Source organism: Bacillus niameyensis, assembly GCF_001375535.1.
GTDB lineage: Bacteria > Bacillota > Bacilli > Bacillales > Bacillaceae_C > Lederbergia > Lederbergia niameyensis.
The window spans coordinates 3,691,064-3,706,587 of sequence record NZ_LN831197.1 but is presented as its reverse complement, the minus strand read 5'-3'; the positions used below and the strand labels follow the sequence as shown (position 1 = coordinate 3,706,587).

The following is a 15,524-nucleotide window of genomic DNA, read 5'->3' as shown; positions in this document are numbered from 1 at the left end:
TTCCACACAAAATAAAACCATGCCAATTTATGAAGATTGGCGTGGTTTTATTTTTCACTTAAGACTTTGTCGAAAGTTGTCGAAAAATTCCCACCGCTCATTCTTGACTAGAAGTGCATCTAATATTATGTTGTAGTTATAACCAGCATTACAATTATATATCCTGATATACTCTGGATCTAAAGGAGGACGATATGTGATCAATAATAATTCACCTTTGTATTTGCAAATAAAAAAGTATTTGGAGAAGGAAATTGATGCAGGTATTTACAAGGCTCATGATCAATTACCTTCAGAAATCGAATTAGCAAAAAAGTTCAACGTAAGCAGAATTACTTCTAAGAATGCTATTTTACAACTAGTTGAAGATGGTAAAGTCTATCGTATACCAGGAAAAGGAACCTTTGTTGGGGAACCAAATGTAAGACAGTCAAATTCCCAACAAAACAAACGGCCAATCATCGGATTAATTATGCCTGAAATAGCTGACCGCTATTGCTCGCAAATCTTGTCCAGCATTGAAAACGTTGTCACTAACTCAGGATATAGCTTAATGATCCAACAATCCCACCATTATATCGATGTAGAAAAACAGGCCATTCAAGCTTTGTTAAATGATGGTGCAGAGGGATTAATTATTTTTCCTGTGGATGATGAAGTTTATAATGAAAAAATTCTTCGTCTTACTTTAGATCAATTTCCATTAGTTCTAATCGACCGCTATTTAAGCGGGATCGAAACACCAGCTGTATACTCAGATAATGTCCAAGGCGCTTATGAATTAACAAAAATCTTATTAGCAAAAAATCATCTGAAAATAGGGTTATTTTCTGCCCCAAACTTTGAAACTGCTACTGTTGAGGATCGGATTAAAGGATATGAAAAAGCTCTTGATGAATCGGGCATTCCAATCGATCGTTCTATTTGGTTCACAGAACTGCTTCATGAAAATCCACTAGAACGAGCAATCAGTTTTCTTCAGGATAATCCAGATATAACAGGTATATTCGCTATGAATGCTTATGCTGGTGAAATTGCTTATAAAGCAGCAAAAAGTCTAGGTAAACAAATACCAGAGGAATTTTTAATTGCTTCTTTTGATCAAGAACATGATCTAGATATATACCCCATTTATACTGCTAAACAAGACTCTGTTCAAATTGGGGAAAAGTCTGTCGAACTATTACAAACGCTATTACAACAAAAAGCAAAACAGACTGTTGAACAAATTGTTCTACCTGTAAATATTTGTTTTAAATCGAGATGGCCAAATTGATTTCTTTTTGACTGGGGAGATTTTATAAATAAACAAAACGTTGCGATGGTTCCGCTTTTTGATGTCCATATTAAGACTAGTGCCTAAGACTAGTGCCTGGCACCACCCGAACAATGTCGGATATTGTCGAACAGATGCAAATCCTATTACTACAGAGGATTGTACTTTTCGACAAAAACCGGGTGGTGCCTGGCACTTTATTTTGCACTTTATTTTACAGCGCCTTCTGCTACACCTTTTATAATTTGCTTTTGGGCGAAGAAATAGCCAATAATTACTGGTAAGATGGCTAATGTGAGTCCTGCTAATGCTAAGTGCCATTGTTTTGTATATTGTCCAAAGAAGAAAAACATTTTCAATGGAATCGTCGCTCTAGATTCCCCAAGAACAAGCGACGGTAATAAGTAGTCATTCCAAATCCAGATCACATTTAGAATTCCAACCGTTACTGAAATTGGCTTCAATAACGGAAAAATAATGTAGTAGAAAATTTGAAAGCGACTTGCCCCATCAATGACGGCAGCTTCATCTAATGATAGCGAAACACCAGTCATCGCTCCATGATACAAAAAAATTGATAGGCTGCAACCGAAACCTAAATACATAAAAACTAATCCCGCTTGATTCAACATATTGACACTGCCAAATAGCGAAATTAAAGGGATCATGACGGACTGAAATGGAATAAGCATAGCAGCAACAAATACCATTAACAAACTTGAGCTTAATTTGCTTTTATTACGTGCTAAAACATACCCCGCCATCGAAGAACAAATCACGATAATCAAAATGCTTGCAACAGTTATGATCATTGAATTCATAAACGATTTAATAAAGGCTAATTCTTCAAACGCCCGGGAAAAGTTTTCCGCATTTAATGTTTCAGGAAAACCTAGAACATCTGTAAAGATTTCCTTTTTCGTTTTAAAGGCATTCACAACAATTAAATAAAAAGGAGAGATCCAAATTAACCCAAGTAATAAGCCAATAATTTGCAGAATGAATAAATTGCGCTTACTACTTTGCATTAAACATCAACCTCCCGCTTTTTATTGTAATACACTTGAGTTAAAGCAATTGCAGCGACAATAATAAAGAAAATAACTGCCTTTGCTTGTCCAAGAGCCATATCATTTCTTGTAAATGCCGTCCTAACTATGTCCATTGCCACCATTTGTGTCGAATCATATGGGCCACCGTTCGTAAGTGACAAGTTTTGATCATAAATTTTAAACGAACCTGATAAAGTTAAAAACATACTAACTGTAAAAGCTGGCGCAACTAGCGGAAATGTAACATTCATAAACCGTTGAATGCTATTCGCTCCATCAATTTTTGCGGCTTCAATCAATTCCTGAGGAATACTTTCCAGATAAGCAATATAAATGATCATTATATATCCAGCCATCTGCCAAGCAGTTAATATGATCATTCCCCAAAACCCAGTATTCGCTGTAGACAACCACCCCATCAATGACTCAGCACCGAGAATTCTCCCTATATCAGAAAAAACACTTATAAAAATAAACTGCCAAATAAATCCTAATATGAGCCCGCCGATTAAGTTAGGCATGAAAAATACTGTTCTCAGTAAATTACTGCTTCTAAAATTTCGGGTAACTAAAATGGCTAATCCAAGTCCCAAAATATTAAGTAGAATAACGGATACAATGGAAAATTTTATTGTAAACCAAAGTGCGTTTAAAAAGCTCTGATCTTGGAACACACTAAAATAATTTTTCAAGCCTAAAAAACGAGTGAAATCCAGACCATCCCAGTCTGTGAATGAATAAAAGATTCCCATTAAAAGCGGAACAATCACGACTAGGCCTAACCCCAATAAAGCTGGTGTTAAAAAGAGCCAAAATGATAAATCTCGATTACTCATAACAATCCCCCTGAAATGGTTTTGCCTTATGACTTTTAAAAAGTGAAACCTTAATCAGTGGGGTTGTGATCCCCACTGATTAAGTATTACTTCCGATCTGCTTCCCATTTCTTCGTGGAATCAGACTCCACATCATCCCAGCTCATTTTACCGTCAAGATATTTCTGCATATTAGCTCCTAACTCATCACTCCACCCTGGGGGATAACCAAGGAATACCCAACCAATTGTTTTACCATCTGATGCATACTCATAGATCGATCTTGATAACGGATCGGCGATTTTTGACGTGTCGTATCCTTCATAGGCAGGAATAAATTTAAAATCGTTCAGAACAGCATCTTTTCCAGTGTCGGATGTATACAACCAATCCAAGAAATCTTTAGCAGCTTTTACAACCTTTTCATCACTATTTTTGTTGACAGCCCAATAGTTTGGAATCCCAACTGGCAGACGACTTTCATAGCCCTCTAGCGGAATCGGTAAAATTCCAATGTTTTTTTCGGCAAAATCCGCATCCATTTCGCTTATAGTTGGATATACCCAGTTCCCTTGTTGGATCATAGCAACTTGTTCAAGTGAAAAGTATTCTTCCACTTGTTGCGAATAATCCAAACTTAAGGATGGTTGAATTGAATATTTATTTTGCAAGTCCAACATTTTTTGAAGCTCAGATCCCCTATCAAATTTGATCGTATCTGACTCGTATGCCTTTAGTACATCATGGTCAAATTCTGGTGCAAAGTAGACGTTGGCCAAATGGTTAGCCAGCACCCATTTCTCTTTCGCTGCCAATGCGAAAACAGCCTTAATCCCAAGTTCATCTTTCTTACTATCAAGTGTCTTTACGGCATTTTCCAAATCATTGTATGAGACAATATCATCAGGATTAATTCCCGCTTTTTCAAACACTGTTTTATTGTAAATAAAGCCATAACCTTCTTGGTTAAACGGCAGCCCTCTAACTTTGCCGTCTTTCGTAACAGCTGAAAGCGTCCCTTCGAGTGCCGCCTTAGCCGCTTTTGTATCCGATAAATCAGATAAATACTTATCCATTTGTTCCGCGTCAGATGGACCTGCTACACTGAAAATATCTGGCTCATCTCCTGAAGAAAACTGCGATTTCAACGAGCCTAGATAATCTGTTCCTCCACCAACGCTTGTAATATTAATTTTCACACCGGTTTCATCTTCATATTTTTTGGCAAGATCTTTAAATTGTTGATTAAACTCCACTTTCCCCTGGAAAATATCGATTGTCACTTTGTCTTTTTTAGCTGTACCTTTATCTCCTCCGTCATTTCCTCCAGAAGAACAGCCAGCAAATAAAAGTCCGCATATCGTCAAGAGAACTGCCATTTTTGCGATAAGCTTTTTCGTTTTCATCTTTCCCACTCCTCATTTAGATTTTTTATTAGTATGGACCGAACCCTTTTTTCAATCCGATTCTATTGATAAAAATTCTAGACATCAAAAAAAGCACCTAAACTCACTATTTCCTTAATGACATCAATTATGTAATTTCGACAAAATTCGGGGCGTGCCAGGCACCAAAAAAGGCATACGAATTCGCATGCCTTCTTTTGGTTATAACTTTATTGTTTATTGAATTGTGGTGTTAAAATCGCTTTTAATACGCGGGCACTTTCTGAGAATTCCTGTTTTTCTTTATCATTCAAATCTAATTGAATTACTTCCCGAATCCCATTCCGATTTACAACTGCCGGCACCCCTATGTAGACATCATCTTGGTCATATTCACCTTCTAATAGAGCAGATACGGTTAAGATCGAGTTTTCATTTCGAAAAATCGCTTTAGTAATTCTGACCAACCCCATAGCGATTCCATAATATGTTGCACCTTTGCTTTTAATAATTTCATAAGCTGAGTCACGGACACTAATGAAAATATCATCAAGATCTTCTTGTTTAAATTTCGGATTCCCACTAATGTATTTATGAATCGGCACTCCGCCTATGTCAGCTGAGCTAAAGACAGGTAGTTCACTATCTCCATGTTCTCCAATAATGTAAGCATGGACATTATTAGGAGAAACAGCGAAGTAGTCTCCTAACATATAGCGAAAACGGGCTGTATCTAAAATCGTACCTGAACCGATAACCCGTTGCTTTGGTAAGCCACTAAATTTCCAAGTAGCATATGTCAATATATCGACTGGGTTTGTAGCTACTAAAAATATCCCTGAAAACCCGCTCGCCATCACTTCATCAACGATCGATTTAAAGATTCTCAGATTTTTTTCAATTAGATCTAATCTCGTCTCTCCCGGCTTTTGATTTGCCCCCGCACAGATGACAACTAAATCCACATTGGCGCAATCTTGATACTGACCATATCGAATCGAAGTGAAGTCAGGTGCAAAAACTTTCCCATGGTTCAAATCCATTACATCGCCTTTAGCCTTGTCTTCGTTTAAATCAATAATAATTAGTTCTTCAACAATCCCCTGATTTAGCAAAGAAAATGCATAGCTAGAGCCAACAAATCCAGCTCCGATCACTGCTACTCGATTACCTTTTACTGTCATGATGATTCACGTCCTTTGCAAAAACTCTTTAAAGAAATATCATAGCCTAAACAAAACAACTTTACTAGAAGTATAACCTTAATCGTAACATTTACCGCAACCATTAGGTGTAATCCTATGAGTAGATACGTGCTTCTATCTTTTTCAGATGATCAATCGATTGCTTCGTAAATTCATCTTTATTCTGCCCAGGAAGAAACTCCATTGTGATATAGCCGTTATATTCCATATTTTTTAAATAGGTAATGACAGGAGCAAAATCAGTTTGGCCTATACCTGCTGCTTCTCGCGTGTTATCCGCAATATGAACATGGGCTAGTGATTTTTCGATCAAAGAAAAAGCTTCGAGCATATTTCTTTCTTCCAAATTCATATGGAATAGATCTGCCATCACTTTTACACTGCTAATATTTACTTGTTCAGCCATTGCCATCGCTTCTGTTAAGTTCGTTACTAAATACGTTTCATAACGATTGAGCGCCTCGATCGCAATAGTAATCTGATGTTGTTCGGCATATTCTCCTGCCACGCGAAGACTCGTTACAGCATAGTTCCATGCCTCCTCCGTTTTTGGAGCATGTTTGCCAACTGTAGTTGGTACAACAATGACAGTTGAGGCATCTAGAGCTTTTGCCAGATCAACACATTTCTTCACATATTCAATCGCATCGTTACGAACTGTTTCATCAGCCGATGCCAAATCTCTTTCAGCTGTATAAATCCCGCAAATTGAACTGCAACTTAGTTCATATCTTTTTAGCAGTTCTTTCGTTTCTGCTAGATTTATAGAGTCAGGCTCTCCCTTTAACTCAATTCCATCATATTGATATTTACTGAGTCTTTGCAATGTCTCTTCTATATTTTCATTCCCGTAAATCCATTGAGATACACTATATTTAAACATTTGCTTACTCCCCTCTTGACCATAGACGAATTTCGTTCAATAAAATGGTCAAAGCGTCATTTTTTATAGTAGTATTCATATTCTTTTTCATTTCAGTACGTTTATTTTGCAACTCGTTTAACTGTAAAAGTAGCGATTCTTCAGTCAAGTTCTCTTCCTCTAGCATGTTGGCATAGCCGCTTTTCACAAATGATTTTGCATTTAAAATCTGGTCCCCTCGGCTTTGCTGCAAACTTAACGGGATTATAAGCATTGGTATTTTTAGCGATAAAAATTCGAATATCGCATTTGATCCCCCTCTTGTGATCACCAAATCCGTTGCTGCCAGGATGTCCGCTAGCTCGTCATGAACATATTCAAACTGACGATATTGCGGGATCTGTTGCAGAGAAGAATCTACTTGACCTTTTCCACAGAGATGGACAATTTGAAAATCCTTTATTAAGTCGTTTAAAGAATTCCTTACAACTTCATTTATTCTTTTCGCTCCCAAACTTCCTCCCATAATTGTTAATACTGGTTTCCTTTTATTAAAATCAAGAAATCTTAACCCCTTTTCTAGGGAACCAGTTAAAATCTCTCTTCTAATTGGCGAGCCAATATGTTGCGCTTTATGGGCAGGAAAATAGTGAGTTGCTTCTTCAAATGATGTGAAAATTTTGCTTGCAAACCTCTGGGAAATTTTATTGGCTAGCCCCGGTGTAATATCACTTTCATGGATCAGCGTTGGAATTTTTAATGTACTTGCCGCAACAATTACAGGTACAGAAACAAATCCACCTTTAGAAAATACGAGGGACGGACGAATCTTCTTTAACGTTTTCCGTGCTTCTAAACATCCTTTTATTACGCGAAAAATATCTCCCACATTTTTCTTACTCATATATCTGCGAAGCTTGCCGCTGCTGATCCCGTGATAGGGAACATCAATTTTTTCCATTAACTCCTTCTCTATCCCGGAATGAGAACCAATATAATGGATATCCCACATTTTTATATCAAGCTCACGAATGATGGCCATATTCGGTGTAACATGACCTGCGGATCCACCGCCCGTTAAAACAATCGTCTTCTTCTCCATAATGCCTCCTCCGATTTTATTGTATCCATTATATGGGAAGGGACAGGAAGAATGCTATTTATATTTAAAGGGTTTTATCAAACGGTAGCGAATCCAATAATTACTATCAAAATAAGAAGGTGAGCATATGGAAAAACATCTTTTCCTTTTTGGCGGGAGTCCTCCTTTTACAGCAAACATGGCAAACCAATTCGTAAAAGCTTCTGGAAGAAATAAACCCGTCTCCATTTTATTTGTCGAGCGAGAAGGTTGGGAGCAATATATGCCCAAATACACGCGAGCTTTGGAACGCTTAGGTGTTAAAGATTTCCTATACTTACCTCTACCTTCAACACCTGTAGAACAGGTAGTCGATTGTATTAAAAAAAGCTCTAGTATCATCATTGGTGGCGGGAATACAAATTTATATGCAGACTATATTGTGGAAACGCCCATTGCTCTCGTCATAAAAGAACAATACGTATCTGGAATTCCGATCGCTGGTTTTTCAGCAGGTGCCCTTATAAGCCCTAAAGAATGTATTATTTCGCCTAAAGATAATGAGCAAAAGGAGTTTCAGCATAGAAAAGGACTAGGTCTATTACCCAATGTTTTAGTTGCCGTACATTTTTCACAATGGAAGGATGAAGAGCATTTAAGAAACGCCGTCCAACAATTTAGCGACTTCAGTAATTACGGGATCGATGAAGAAACTTGCGTATATTTCCGAAACGGAGAGCTAGATTCCACAGAAGGAAATGGGGTTTATAGTATTGCAGGGGATGTGCTTGTAAAAATTAATTGAATGACCGTACAGTTTAACACTGTACGGTTCAGATTGTCGACAAAAGGAATCGAGAGTTCCACATCTCGGCGTCTCTTTCACTTTTAAAAGGAATTGCAGGTGAAATCCGTTGATTTCCGCTCCTGGCGCTTCCGTTAATTTTACATAAGACTTAAAACGAAATATCCCGTTTCTGAAAGAAGAAAAAGGTAATCGCCATAAAAATCAAATAATATGCAAGTAAAATTACACTTGAAAATCCAAGAGTTACTCCAGGTGCAAGCGTGTCCTGTAAAGCATAAATGGATAAATCAAGATGTGGAAAAATAAGAAACTTAGTCCAAGTGAATTTTTCCATCAAAAAGAATAATACTCCACCTATTGAATTGGAGGTAAATAATATAAAAATACCAATTCCAACAGCAAGTGCTTGGCTTTTAAACAATGTTGAGAGCATAAATGAAATAGTACTGACAATGAGGAGACCCGGAATCAGCAATAAAAATTTCTGAATAACTTGAGTTCCTACAGACGCTTCAAAAGTTCCATTTAAACCAAACTCTTCTATTTTAGCCCCAAAATCGCCTACTCCGAAAAAGATCAAGCCGATAATATAGCCAATGATGAACAGAGTAATCATTAGCAAAAGCGAATACAATGTCACAGCAACATACTTAGATAAAAGTATTTTCCAACGGGAATGTGGGCGAATAAGCAACTGTTTTATTGTGCCGCTACCAAACTCTGCTGATACATTCGCACTGCAAATAATAACACTAAATAAGATGACAAGTGATCCTAAACTATAGACAACTGAATTCATAAAAGTCCATGTGCTTGTTGAAGTTGTACTGAACATATCTGGAAAATTCTTTTGAAGCAAGTAGTAAATAATTGCACCGCCTAATACAACTACGGACAAAATAATCATATAAATCCAAGAACTTTTTTTCGAAAATATTTTCATAAATTCATTTTGTATTAAACCAATCATTGCTTGACCACCTCTTTTGCGGAATTCGTAATTTCCATAAAGCGATCCTCGAGTGTCTTTTTCACACTAGATATTTCAAAAACTTGAATATCTGATTGGACAAGCAGCTTATTGATTGCCGCGATCGACTGATAATCAATGGAAATTGTAAATTGTTTCTCGCTATTTTTTATAATTGATTCGGTGATGTTTTGCTCTACTATTTTTACCGCTTTTTCACAATCATTTACTGTAAAGGTAACTTCTCTAGCCGAAGTTTCTTCCAGATTAGTAGTGTCAGACATCGACTCGATATGGATTAACTTACCTTTTTCAATAATCGCGAAACGATCACACATCAGTTGCATTTCCGATAATAAATGCGACGATACTAACACAGAGACCCCGTTATTCGCAAGCATTCTAAGATGATCGCGGAACTCACGAATTCCTGATGGATCAAGACCGTTCGTTGGCTCGTCTAATATTAATAATGACGGACTATGTAAAATAGCTTGTGCTACACCTAATCTTTGACGCATCCCTAATGAATATGTTTTAACTTTTTGTTGAATGGCATGATCTAGTTTTACCAATTCAATTGTTTCCTTCAGCTTCTCATCCGAAATTTCATTTCTAGACATTCGCTTATAATGGATCAAGTTTTTATACCCTGACATATAGCCGTAAAATTCAGGGTTTTCTACTATCGCTCCGACTTCGTTTAACGCACCATTAAAATCAGTGTCAAGGTCATGTCCATTAATGCTTACCTTTCCACCCGTACGATTAATGAGCCCAACAATCATCCGGATAATCGTCGTTTTACCCGCTCCATTTGGCCCAAGCAATCCAAAAATCTCACCTTTCTGGACCGCGAAGCTTACATTATCGACAATCGTTTTCGAACCGATTTTTTTAGTTAAATTCTTCACTTGTAAAATATTATCAGTCATGTTCTCCCTCTTTTCATTACCAGCTATACATTTATACGAAGAAATAAAGAAAAGGTTTCAAAATTGAACTTGCTTAGAAAAATTTAAAAAGGCAAGTACATTTTATAATGTAACTTGCCCATTTTTAAAAGGAATCCCTTCAAACACTGCCAATATTTTATTGATAGCAAGCTCTGCATTGACATCTACACAAACTTTCACCGGCGAACCTACTTCAGGATGAGGCCGCAAGTCAGCGACAGTCATTCCGAGACAAGTTTCGCTTTCACATTCGATTTTTATCGGCATTTGTTGAGTTTTAACAATTCTAGGATCTAACACTACTAAAACCGTCAATGGATCATGCACTGGAGCTGATTCCATTAGATAATAATTGGAATGGTAAAAATCAAAATAAAATGTCATAGCATTATGAATAAACGAGACAATTTCTCGATTTTCAGGCTTACAATGTCTTTGGAGAAACTCCAAATGTTGACTCGTCATTTTCGTTTTTCTCGTCACGTTTAATCCAACCATCGTGATCGGTATTCCCGATGAAAAAACAATATCTGCTGCTTCGGGGTCTCCCCACATATTTGCCTCTGAAACAGGCGTAATATTTCCCGTAGTATGGACAGCACCGCCCATCACGTACACCTGCTTAACTCTTGTTGCTAGAGTTGGATCTTTTATCAAAGCGTGAGCTATATTAGTGAGCCTTCCTAATGTGACGATGATTAGATCCTTTTTCAGTTCTCTTGACTTTCGCAAAATAAAATCCTCTGCATTTTCATCTACAGGCATTTGTCGTGATAATGGAAGTTCAATATTCCCAAGTCCGTTATATCCATGTACATCAGAAAAACTACTAAGTTTTCTTTTTAAAGGTTTCGCTGCTCCTTTTGCTACGGGGACTTCGTATGATGGTTTCGCAAGCTGGATCACTCGTAATGTGTTATCCGTCGCTTGCTCAACGCCTACATTTCCAAATACAGTAGTGATCCCTTCGACCTTCAGATTGGGCGATTTAAGCGCAAATAAGATTGCGATCGCATCATCGATTCCGGTATCAACATCAATAATAACGCGCTTCTTGTCTAATTCCATAAGGTTAATCCTTCTTTCCGCTTTATGTCTATCTTTGTTGTCCAAAAAATTTCTGCACTTCTTGTAAAGTAGGCATGCCAGCTTGAGCCCCAAATTTTGTCACGGCCAAGGCTGATACTTGATTAGCCGAAATAATCGCTTCGTCTATCTTATGTTCTGTACATAAAAAGTAGGCTAGTCCTGCATTAAACGCATCACCTGCACCTGTTGTATCCACTACCGAAACAGAATGAGAGGGAACTTTCTCCAACTTTTCCCCTTTCCCCTTCCAAGCAACACCTTCAGAACCGAGAGTTGTCACAACATAGCGACATCCCCAATCTAATAATACATCCATCATTTCATCTAAAGAGTGTTGAGAACGATCGAGCCCCGTAAGAGTTTCAAGCTCAGATTCATTCGGAGTAATATAATGAATCTTGTTCAAAACAGATTTCGGCAATTTCTGTGCTGGAGCTGGGTTTAAAATGATCGTTTTATGATAGCGATCAGCGATATCAACGGCTTCTTCAATCGTAGCTAAAGGAATTTCTAATTGGAGCAGAATTATATCTGAATCCGCAATAACATTCTCATACTGTCGAATATCTTCAGGTAGCAGCTGTCCGTTCGCCCCAGGAACGACAACAATATTATTTTCATTGGGAACCAATGTAATCGAGGCCGTCCCTGTAGATTCATTTTTCACCAATTTAACGTTCTCGACATTGACATCATCTTTTTCCATATAATCGAGCAATGTTTCCCCGAAGGAATCTTCCCCTACTGCTCCAATCATCGTCGTCACTGCTCCAAGACGTGCCGCTGCTACAGCTTGATTAGCCCCCTTCCCCCCAGGGATAAAACTAATTCTATTTCCCGTAATCGTCTCTCCACCGAGAGGAAACCGCGGTGCCTCGACAACGATATCCATATTCATGCTGCCGATGATAGTTATTTTATTCTGTGCCATCTTTTTGGCCTCCTTATCAGTATTAGTGAATCTGCGCTTCTTTCGCTATAGATGTTGCTCCTATAACAGCTCATCTTTTAAAATCTCTTTCCGTTTCAATATTAACTTAATCACGAGAATTTTATAGAATTCAGTTGAAAAATGCTTGTTTATGTAAAAAGGACAAATCGACATAGTTCTATTTTTCATAAAAGTCTCATACGCTAATACCGACAAAATTCCTTGGGTACTTAAGGAGAGTGCATCATGAACACACACAACGAAATGTCATGGCGGGAGCTAAAGTTATACATGGCAGGGGTTATAGTTGTAGTGGGGATTTTTATTTTAACATTAGTTTTTAGCCGTTTTGCCACCCCACTACTTTTGTTGAAAATACGTTTATCCGTGATGGGGATCGGATTTATCTACTTTATTAGTATATTTATTTTTTATGAGCGCATAGCTGCCATAAACTTGAATCTTCAAGATAAAATGAGCGAAATTATCATTATTATCAATGGGAAAGAGCTTAGAAGATAGAAAGTTCCTCTAAGCTCTTCTTTTTATCCCGCATTAACTGGCTGTAGGACCCCCACTGATTGAAGTTTCACTTTATTCCGCGGGCTCGTCACTGCCACGATAACGTTGATAAGGAAGCGGATTCCATGTACGATAGTCTAGATCCTCTTTATGAATGGCTGGCGGGAGATCTCCAAGAATTCGTTTAGCAACGGCAAGTTCCTTTTCAGCCTCATCTTTATCCTGGTACATAAATTCATCGGATGCTTCGGCTGGAGCTTGGGTCACCTTTTCCTCCAAATCTTTAATAACCATTTCTTGTTGCGTCTTTACAGATTCACGTGCTTTTGTAATCCAGTCTGGCTGCAAGCTGCGATTCGTATCTCCAAGATAGCTATATTCTTCAAATGTTTCTTTATAAATTCGGTGAGCGTTTGCACGGGCATCATTTACAGCTGCCTCTAGATCACGAATCGTAAGCTCCTCGACCGTTAAAGGCTTCTCCCTTTTTTGTCCGCCTAGACTTTTGTATTCTAGATAATACGGAAAAATACTTTTAATCGTCTTCCCGATAGGAGAGATGGACTCGTGATTCGCGTCCAATCCTTTAGGCTGGACTCCTTGGATAGCAATGCGCGCTGATTCAGGTCGAACAATTTCTTTCGGCGGCATAACTCCATGACGTAAAAGTTCACGAATTCCTGTGCCAGAAATATTGATGCGATATTGTTCATCATGAGGACATGATTGCATTGTCGCTAAAGTATCACAACGAGTACAATAAAATACTTCGAAATAAAGCCTCACATCAATCCCTAATTCTTCTGGGGTAAAATCTTTGAAAATACTATGACTCGCATATTTATCATAATAATCGCCAATCCCAGCATGATCCCGTCCAATCAATGCATGAGTACAACCATAGTTTTTCATAATTAAAGCGTGCAGCACCGTCTCCCTTGGCCCTGCAAAAATATACGTAACCCGGAGTGGAGCAAGTATCGCCCGTTCTCGCGGATAATATGTATCAAAGACACTTTTATACGCAAGGACTCGAAACTCATGACGGGTATACTCGCGCTTAGCCATTTCAACTAAAGGCTGAACAAATATTCCGTCTACCTCTTCTAGCGCATTTCGATGAATATATTCATGACCTCGGTGCAACGGATTGGCTCCTGTAATAAACCCACCAACAGAACGGAATTTCTTTTCCTCATAAAATAGTTTCCAAGTATCTTTCGGTTCCATTCTTAATTTTTCAAATGGCCCCCAATTAACACGTTTTAATAGTTTAATAGGCCCGCCTAAAGCGACATCCCCCATGCGCCGAAAAATCGCATCAACACCAGGATGATTACGATCTGTCGTACCAAATAAATGGGAAGCACGGAAATTTTTATCATAATCAAATAAGTCTTCAATTTTCATAATCGCTACAGGATCTTTAGATTCATCAACAAGTGTAACCTCATCCCCAATAGTAAGAGATGTGATGACTTGCTTATTGCGATCACCAATTGGAGCAAAACTCAATGGAACTGGCCAAACAACACCATTTTTTAAACGTCCGTTACTAAGGACAGACTTATAGTCATCTTCATTCATAAAACCTTCATTCGGTGACAATACACCTGTCGCAATCATTTCCAGAGTAATGACCGCTTCCAAATCCACCATAATCATCGGCAGCTGCCTAGCTCTCTGCAGCTCCTCTTCCAGCTCTTTTCCAGTAACTACCCGATTCACAAGCTTTCCGCCATGAGGCTGTTGTGGGTAACGGGAAAATGTTTCTTGATCCATAACCGTTGTATTATGATCCATCATACTTTCCTCCCCTTCTCACTTTACTGAAAACGCTGTTAATTTTTATTAAGACAGGCTCTCTATAAATACATATAATTCAGAATGTACTATTTTTTCGGTAAAAATGCAAGGGTAAAAGTTTAAATCTTTTAATAATTAAATTTTTGGTAGGTGTTTTTTTACAATTATCCCGAAATTACGAGTTAGTTCGGATTTTTACGTATAGAGTATGCTTTTGGAGGCGTTCTCAAGGAAGGGGGTACCCTTTGATCAGGTGAGCCTTTTGGTCCGACTGTTGCGGATTCATTCTCGATTTAGCATCGATCAAGGCGAATGGTGAGCGGTTTTAGGGGAGAGCACTGAAAAAGTCCATGTCCCAATGCCGTTGATTCCTTTTTTCCACGAACAAGGGCATGATAAAGTGTCTCATGCCTTGTATGTTCCGTTTTTTTCCTAATTGTGATATGATTCAATGACAATCGTCACCATTTCACAGAAGTTCAACTCATTACGGGCACGATTCCGCGGCATTCGTTACCGCTTCACAGAAGTTCAACTCATTATGGGCACGATTCTGCGGCATTCGTTACCGTTTCACAGAAGTTCAACTCATTACGGGCACGATTCAGTGTCAATCGTTACCGTTTCACAGAAGTTCAACTCATTGCGGGCACGATTCAGTGTCAATCGTTACCGTTTCACAGAAGTTCAACTCATTATGGGCACGATTCAGTGTCAATCGTTACCGTTTCACAGAAGTTCAACTCATTATGGGCACGATTCTGCG

Annotated in this window: 15 protein-coding genes; 4 read left to right on the top strand and 11 right to left on the bottom strand. The window is 38.2% G+C overall.

Features of this window, described 5'->3' with window-relative positions; genetic code table 11:
• The first annotated feature begins 196 nt into the window (after positions 1-196).
• The gene (locus BN1243_RS17135; RefSeq protein WP_062108862.1) at positions 197-1,276 is read left to right on the top strand and encodes a GntR family transcriptional regulator; all 1,080 of its coding nucleotides are present in this window, start codon (positions 197-199) and stop codon (positions 1,274-1,276) included.
• Between the two features lie 209 nt (positions 1,277-1,485).
• Here the strand turns inward: BN1243_RS17135 and BN1243_RS17130 are convergent, their stop codons facing one another.
• The 6 genes from BN1243_RS17130 to BN1243_RS17105 all read right to left on the bottom strand — a co-directional run bounded on the left by BN1243_RS17130 (position 1,486) and on the right by BN1243_RS17105 (position 7,697).
• Positions 1,486-2,304 carry a carbohydrate ABC transporter permease gene (locus BN1243_RS17130; protein ID WP_062108861.1) on the bottom strand — a complete coding sequence of 273 codons (819 nt, stop codon included), beginning with the start codon at positions 2,302-2,304 and terminating at the stop codon, positions 1,486-1,488.
• The gene (locus BN1243_RS17125; protein WP_062108859.1) at positions 2,304-3,164 is read right to left on the bottom strand and encodes a carbohydrate ABC transporter permease; all 861 of its coding nucleotides are present in this window, start codon (positions 3,162-3,164) and stop codon (positions 2,304-2,306) included. The genes BN1243_RS17130 and BN1243_RS17125 overlap by 1 nt, the downstream gene beginning before the upstream one ends.
• Positions 3,165-3,250: 86 nt before the next feature.
• A complete protein-coding gene (locus tag BN1243_RS17120; protein ID WP_062108857.1) occupies positions 3,251-4,549 on the bottom strand; it encodes an ABC transporter substrate-binding protein in 1,299 nt (432 codons plus the stop codon).
• Positions 4,550-4,758: 209 nt separating this feature from the next.
• Positions 4,759-5,712 (bottom strand): L-lactate dehydrogenase, encoded by a 954-nt coding sequence (locus BN1243_RS17115; RefSeq protein WP_062108850.1) that lies wholly within the window; start codon positions 5,710-5,712, stop codon positions 4,759-4,761.
• Positions 5,713-5,827: 115 nt separating this feature from the next.
• Positions 5,828-6,616, bottom strand: coding sequence for a sugar phosphate isomerase/epimerase family protein (locus BN1243_RS17110; RefSeq protein ID WP_062108848.1), 789 nt, complete (start codon positions 6,614-6,616; stop codon positions 5,828-5,830).
• A gap of 4 nt (positions 6,617-6,620) precedes the next feature.
• Positions 6,621-7,697 (bottom strand): undecaprenyldiphospho-muramoylpentapeptide beta-N-acetylglucosaminyltransferase, encoded by a 1,077-nt coding sequence (locus BN1243_RS17105; protein ID WP_062108847.1) that lies wholly within the window; start codon positions 7,695-7,697, stop codon positions 6,621-6,623.
• A 127-nt stretch (positions 7,698-7,824) separates the two neighbouring features.
• On the opposite strand from BN1243_RS17105, the gene BN1243_RS17100 reads away from it, so the two are divergent.
• Complete coding sequence (locus BN1243_RS17100) at positions 7,825-8,481, top strand: Type 1 glutamine amidotransferase-like domain-containing protein (protein ID WP_062108845.1); 657 nt, start codon at positions 7,825-7,827, stop codon at positions 8,479-8,481.
• A gap of 151 nt (positions 8,482-8,632) precedes the next feature.
• Here BN1243_RS17100 and BN1243_RS17095 read toward each other — a convergent pair whose 3' ends face one another.
• The 4 genes from BN1243_RS17095 to rbsK all read right to left on the bottom strand — a co-directional run bounded on the left by BN1243_RS17095 (position 8,633) and on the right by rbsK (position 12,430).
• Entirely contained in the window at positions 8,633-9,454 is an 822-nt protein-coding gene (locus BN1243_RS17095; protein WP_062108843.1) for an ABC transporter permease, read from the bottom strand.
• Positions 9,451-10,389, bottom strand: a complete 939-nt coding sequence (locus tag BN1243_RS17090; protein ID WP_062108841.1) for an ABC transporter ATP-binding protein — start codon at positions 10,387-10,389, stop codon at positions 9,451-9,453. Before BN1243_RS17090 ends, BN1243_RS17095 begins: the two co-directional genes overlap by 4 nt.
• A gap of 102 nt (positions 10,390-10,491) precedes the next feature.
• Positions 10,492-11,478, bottom strand: coding sequence for a nucleoside hydrolase (locus tag BN1243_RS17085; protein WP_062108839.1), 987 nt, complete (start codon positions 11,476-11,478; stop codon positions 10,492-10,494).
• A 28-nt stretch (positions 11,479-11,506) separates the two neighbouring features.
• Complete coding sequence (gene rbsK, locus BN1243_RS17080) at positions 11,507-12,430, bottom strand: ribokinase (protein WP_062108837.1); 924 nt, start codon at positions 12,428-12,430, stop codon at positions 11,507-11,509.
• 246 nt (positions 12,431-12,676) lie between these two features.
• On the opposite strand from rbsK, the gene BN1243_RS17075 reads away from it, so the two are divergent.
• The gene (locus BN1243_RS17075) at positions 12,677-12,952 is read left to right on the top strand and encodes a hypothetical protein (protein WP_062108835.1); all 276 of its coding nucleotides are present in this window, start codon (positions 12,677-12,679) and stop codon (positions 12,950-12,952) included.
• 72 nt (positions 12,953-13,024) lie between these two features.
• Here the strand turns inward: BN1243_RS17075 and BN1243_RS17070 are convergent, their stop codons facing one another.
• The gene (locus BN1243_RS17070) at positions 13,025-14,755 is read right to left on the bottom strand and encodes a sulfate adenylyltransferase (RefSeq protein ID WP_062108833.1); all 1,731 of its coding nucleotides are present in this window, start codon (positions 14,753-14,755) and stop codon (positions 13,025-13,027) included.
• 454 nt (positions 14,756-15,209) lie between these two features.
• Here BN1243_RS17070 and BN1243_RS22745 point away from each other — a divergent pair.
• A partial coding sequence (locus tag BN1243_RS22745) for a hypothetical protein (protein ID WP_230200240.1) occupies positions 15,210-15,524 on the top strand: 315 nt, incomplete at its 3' end.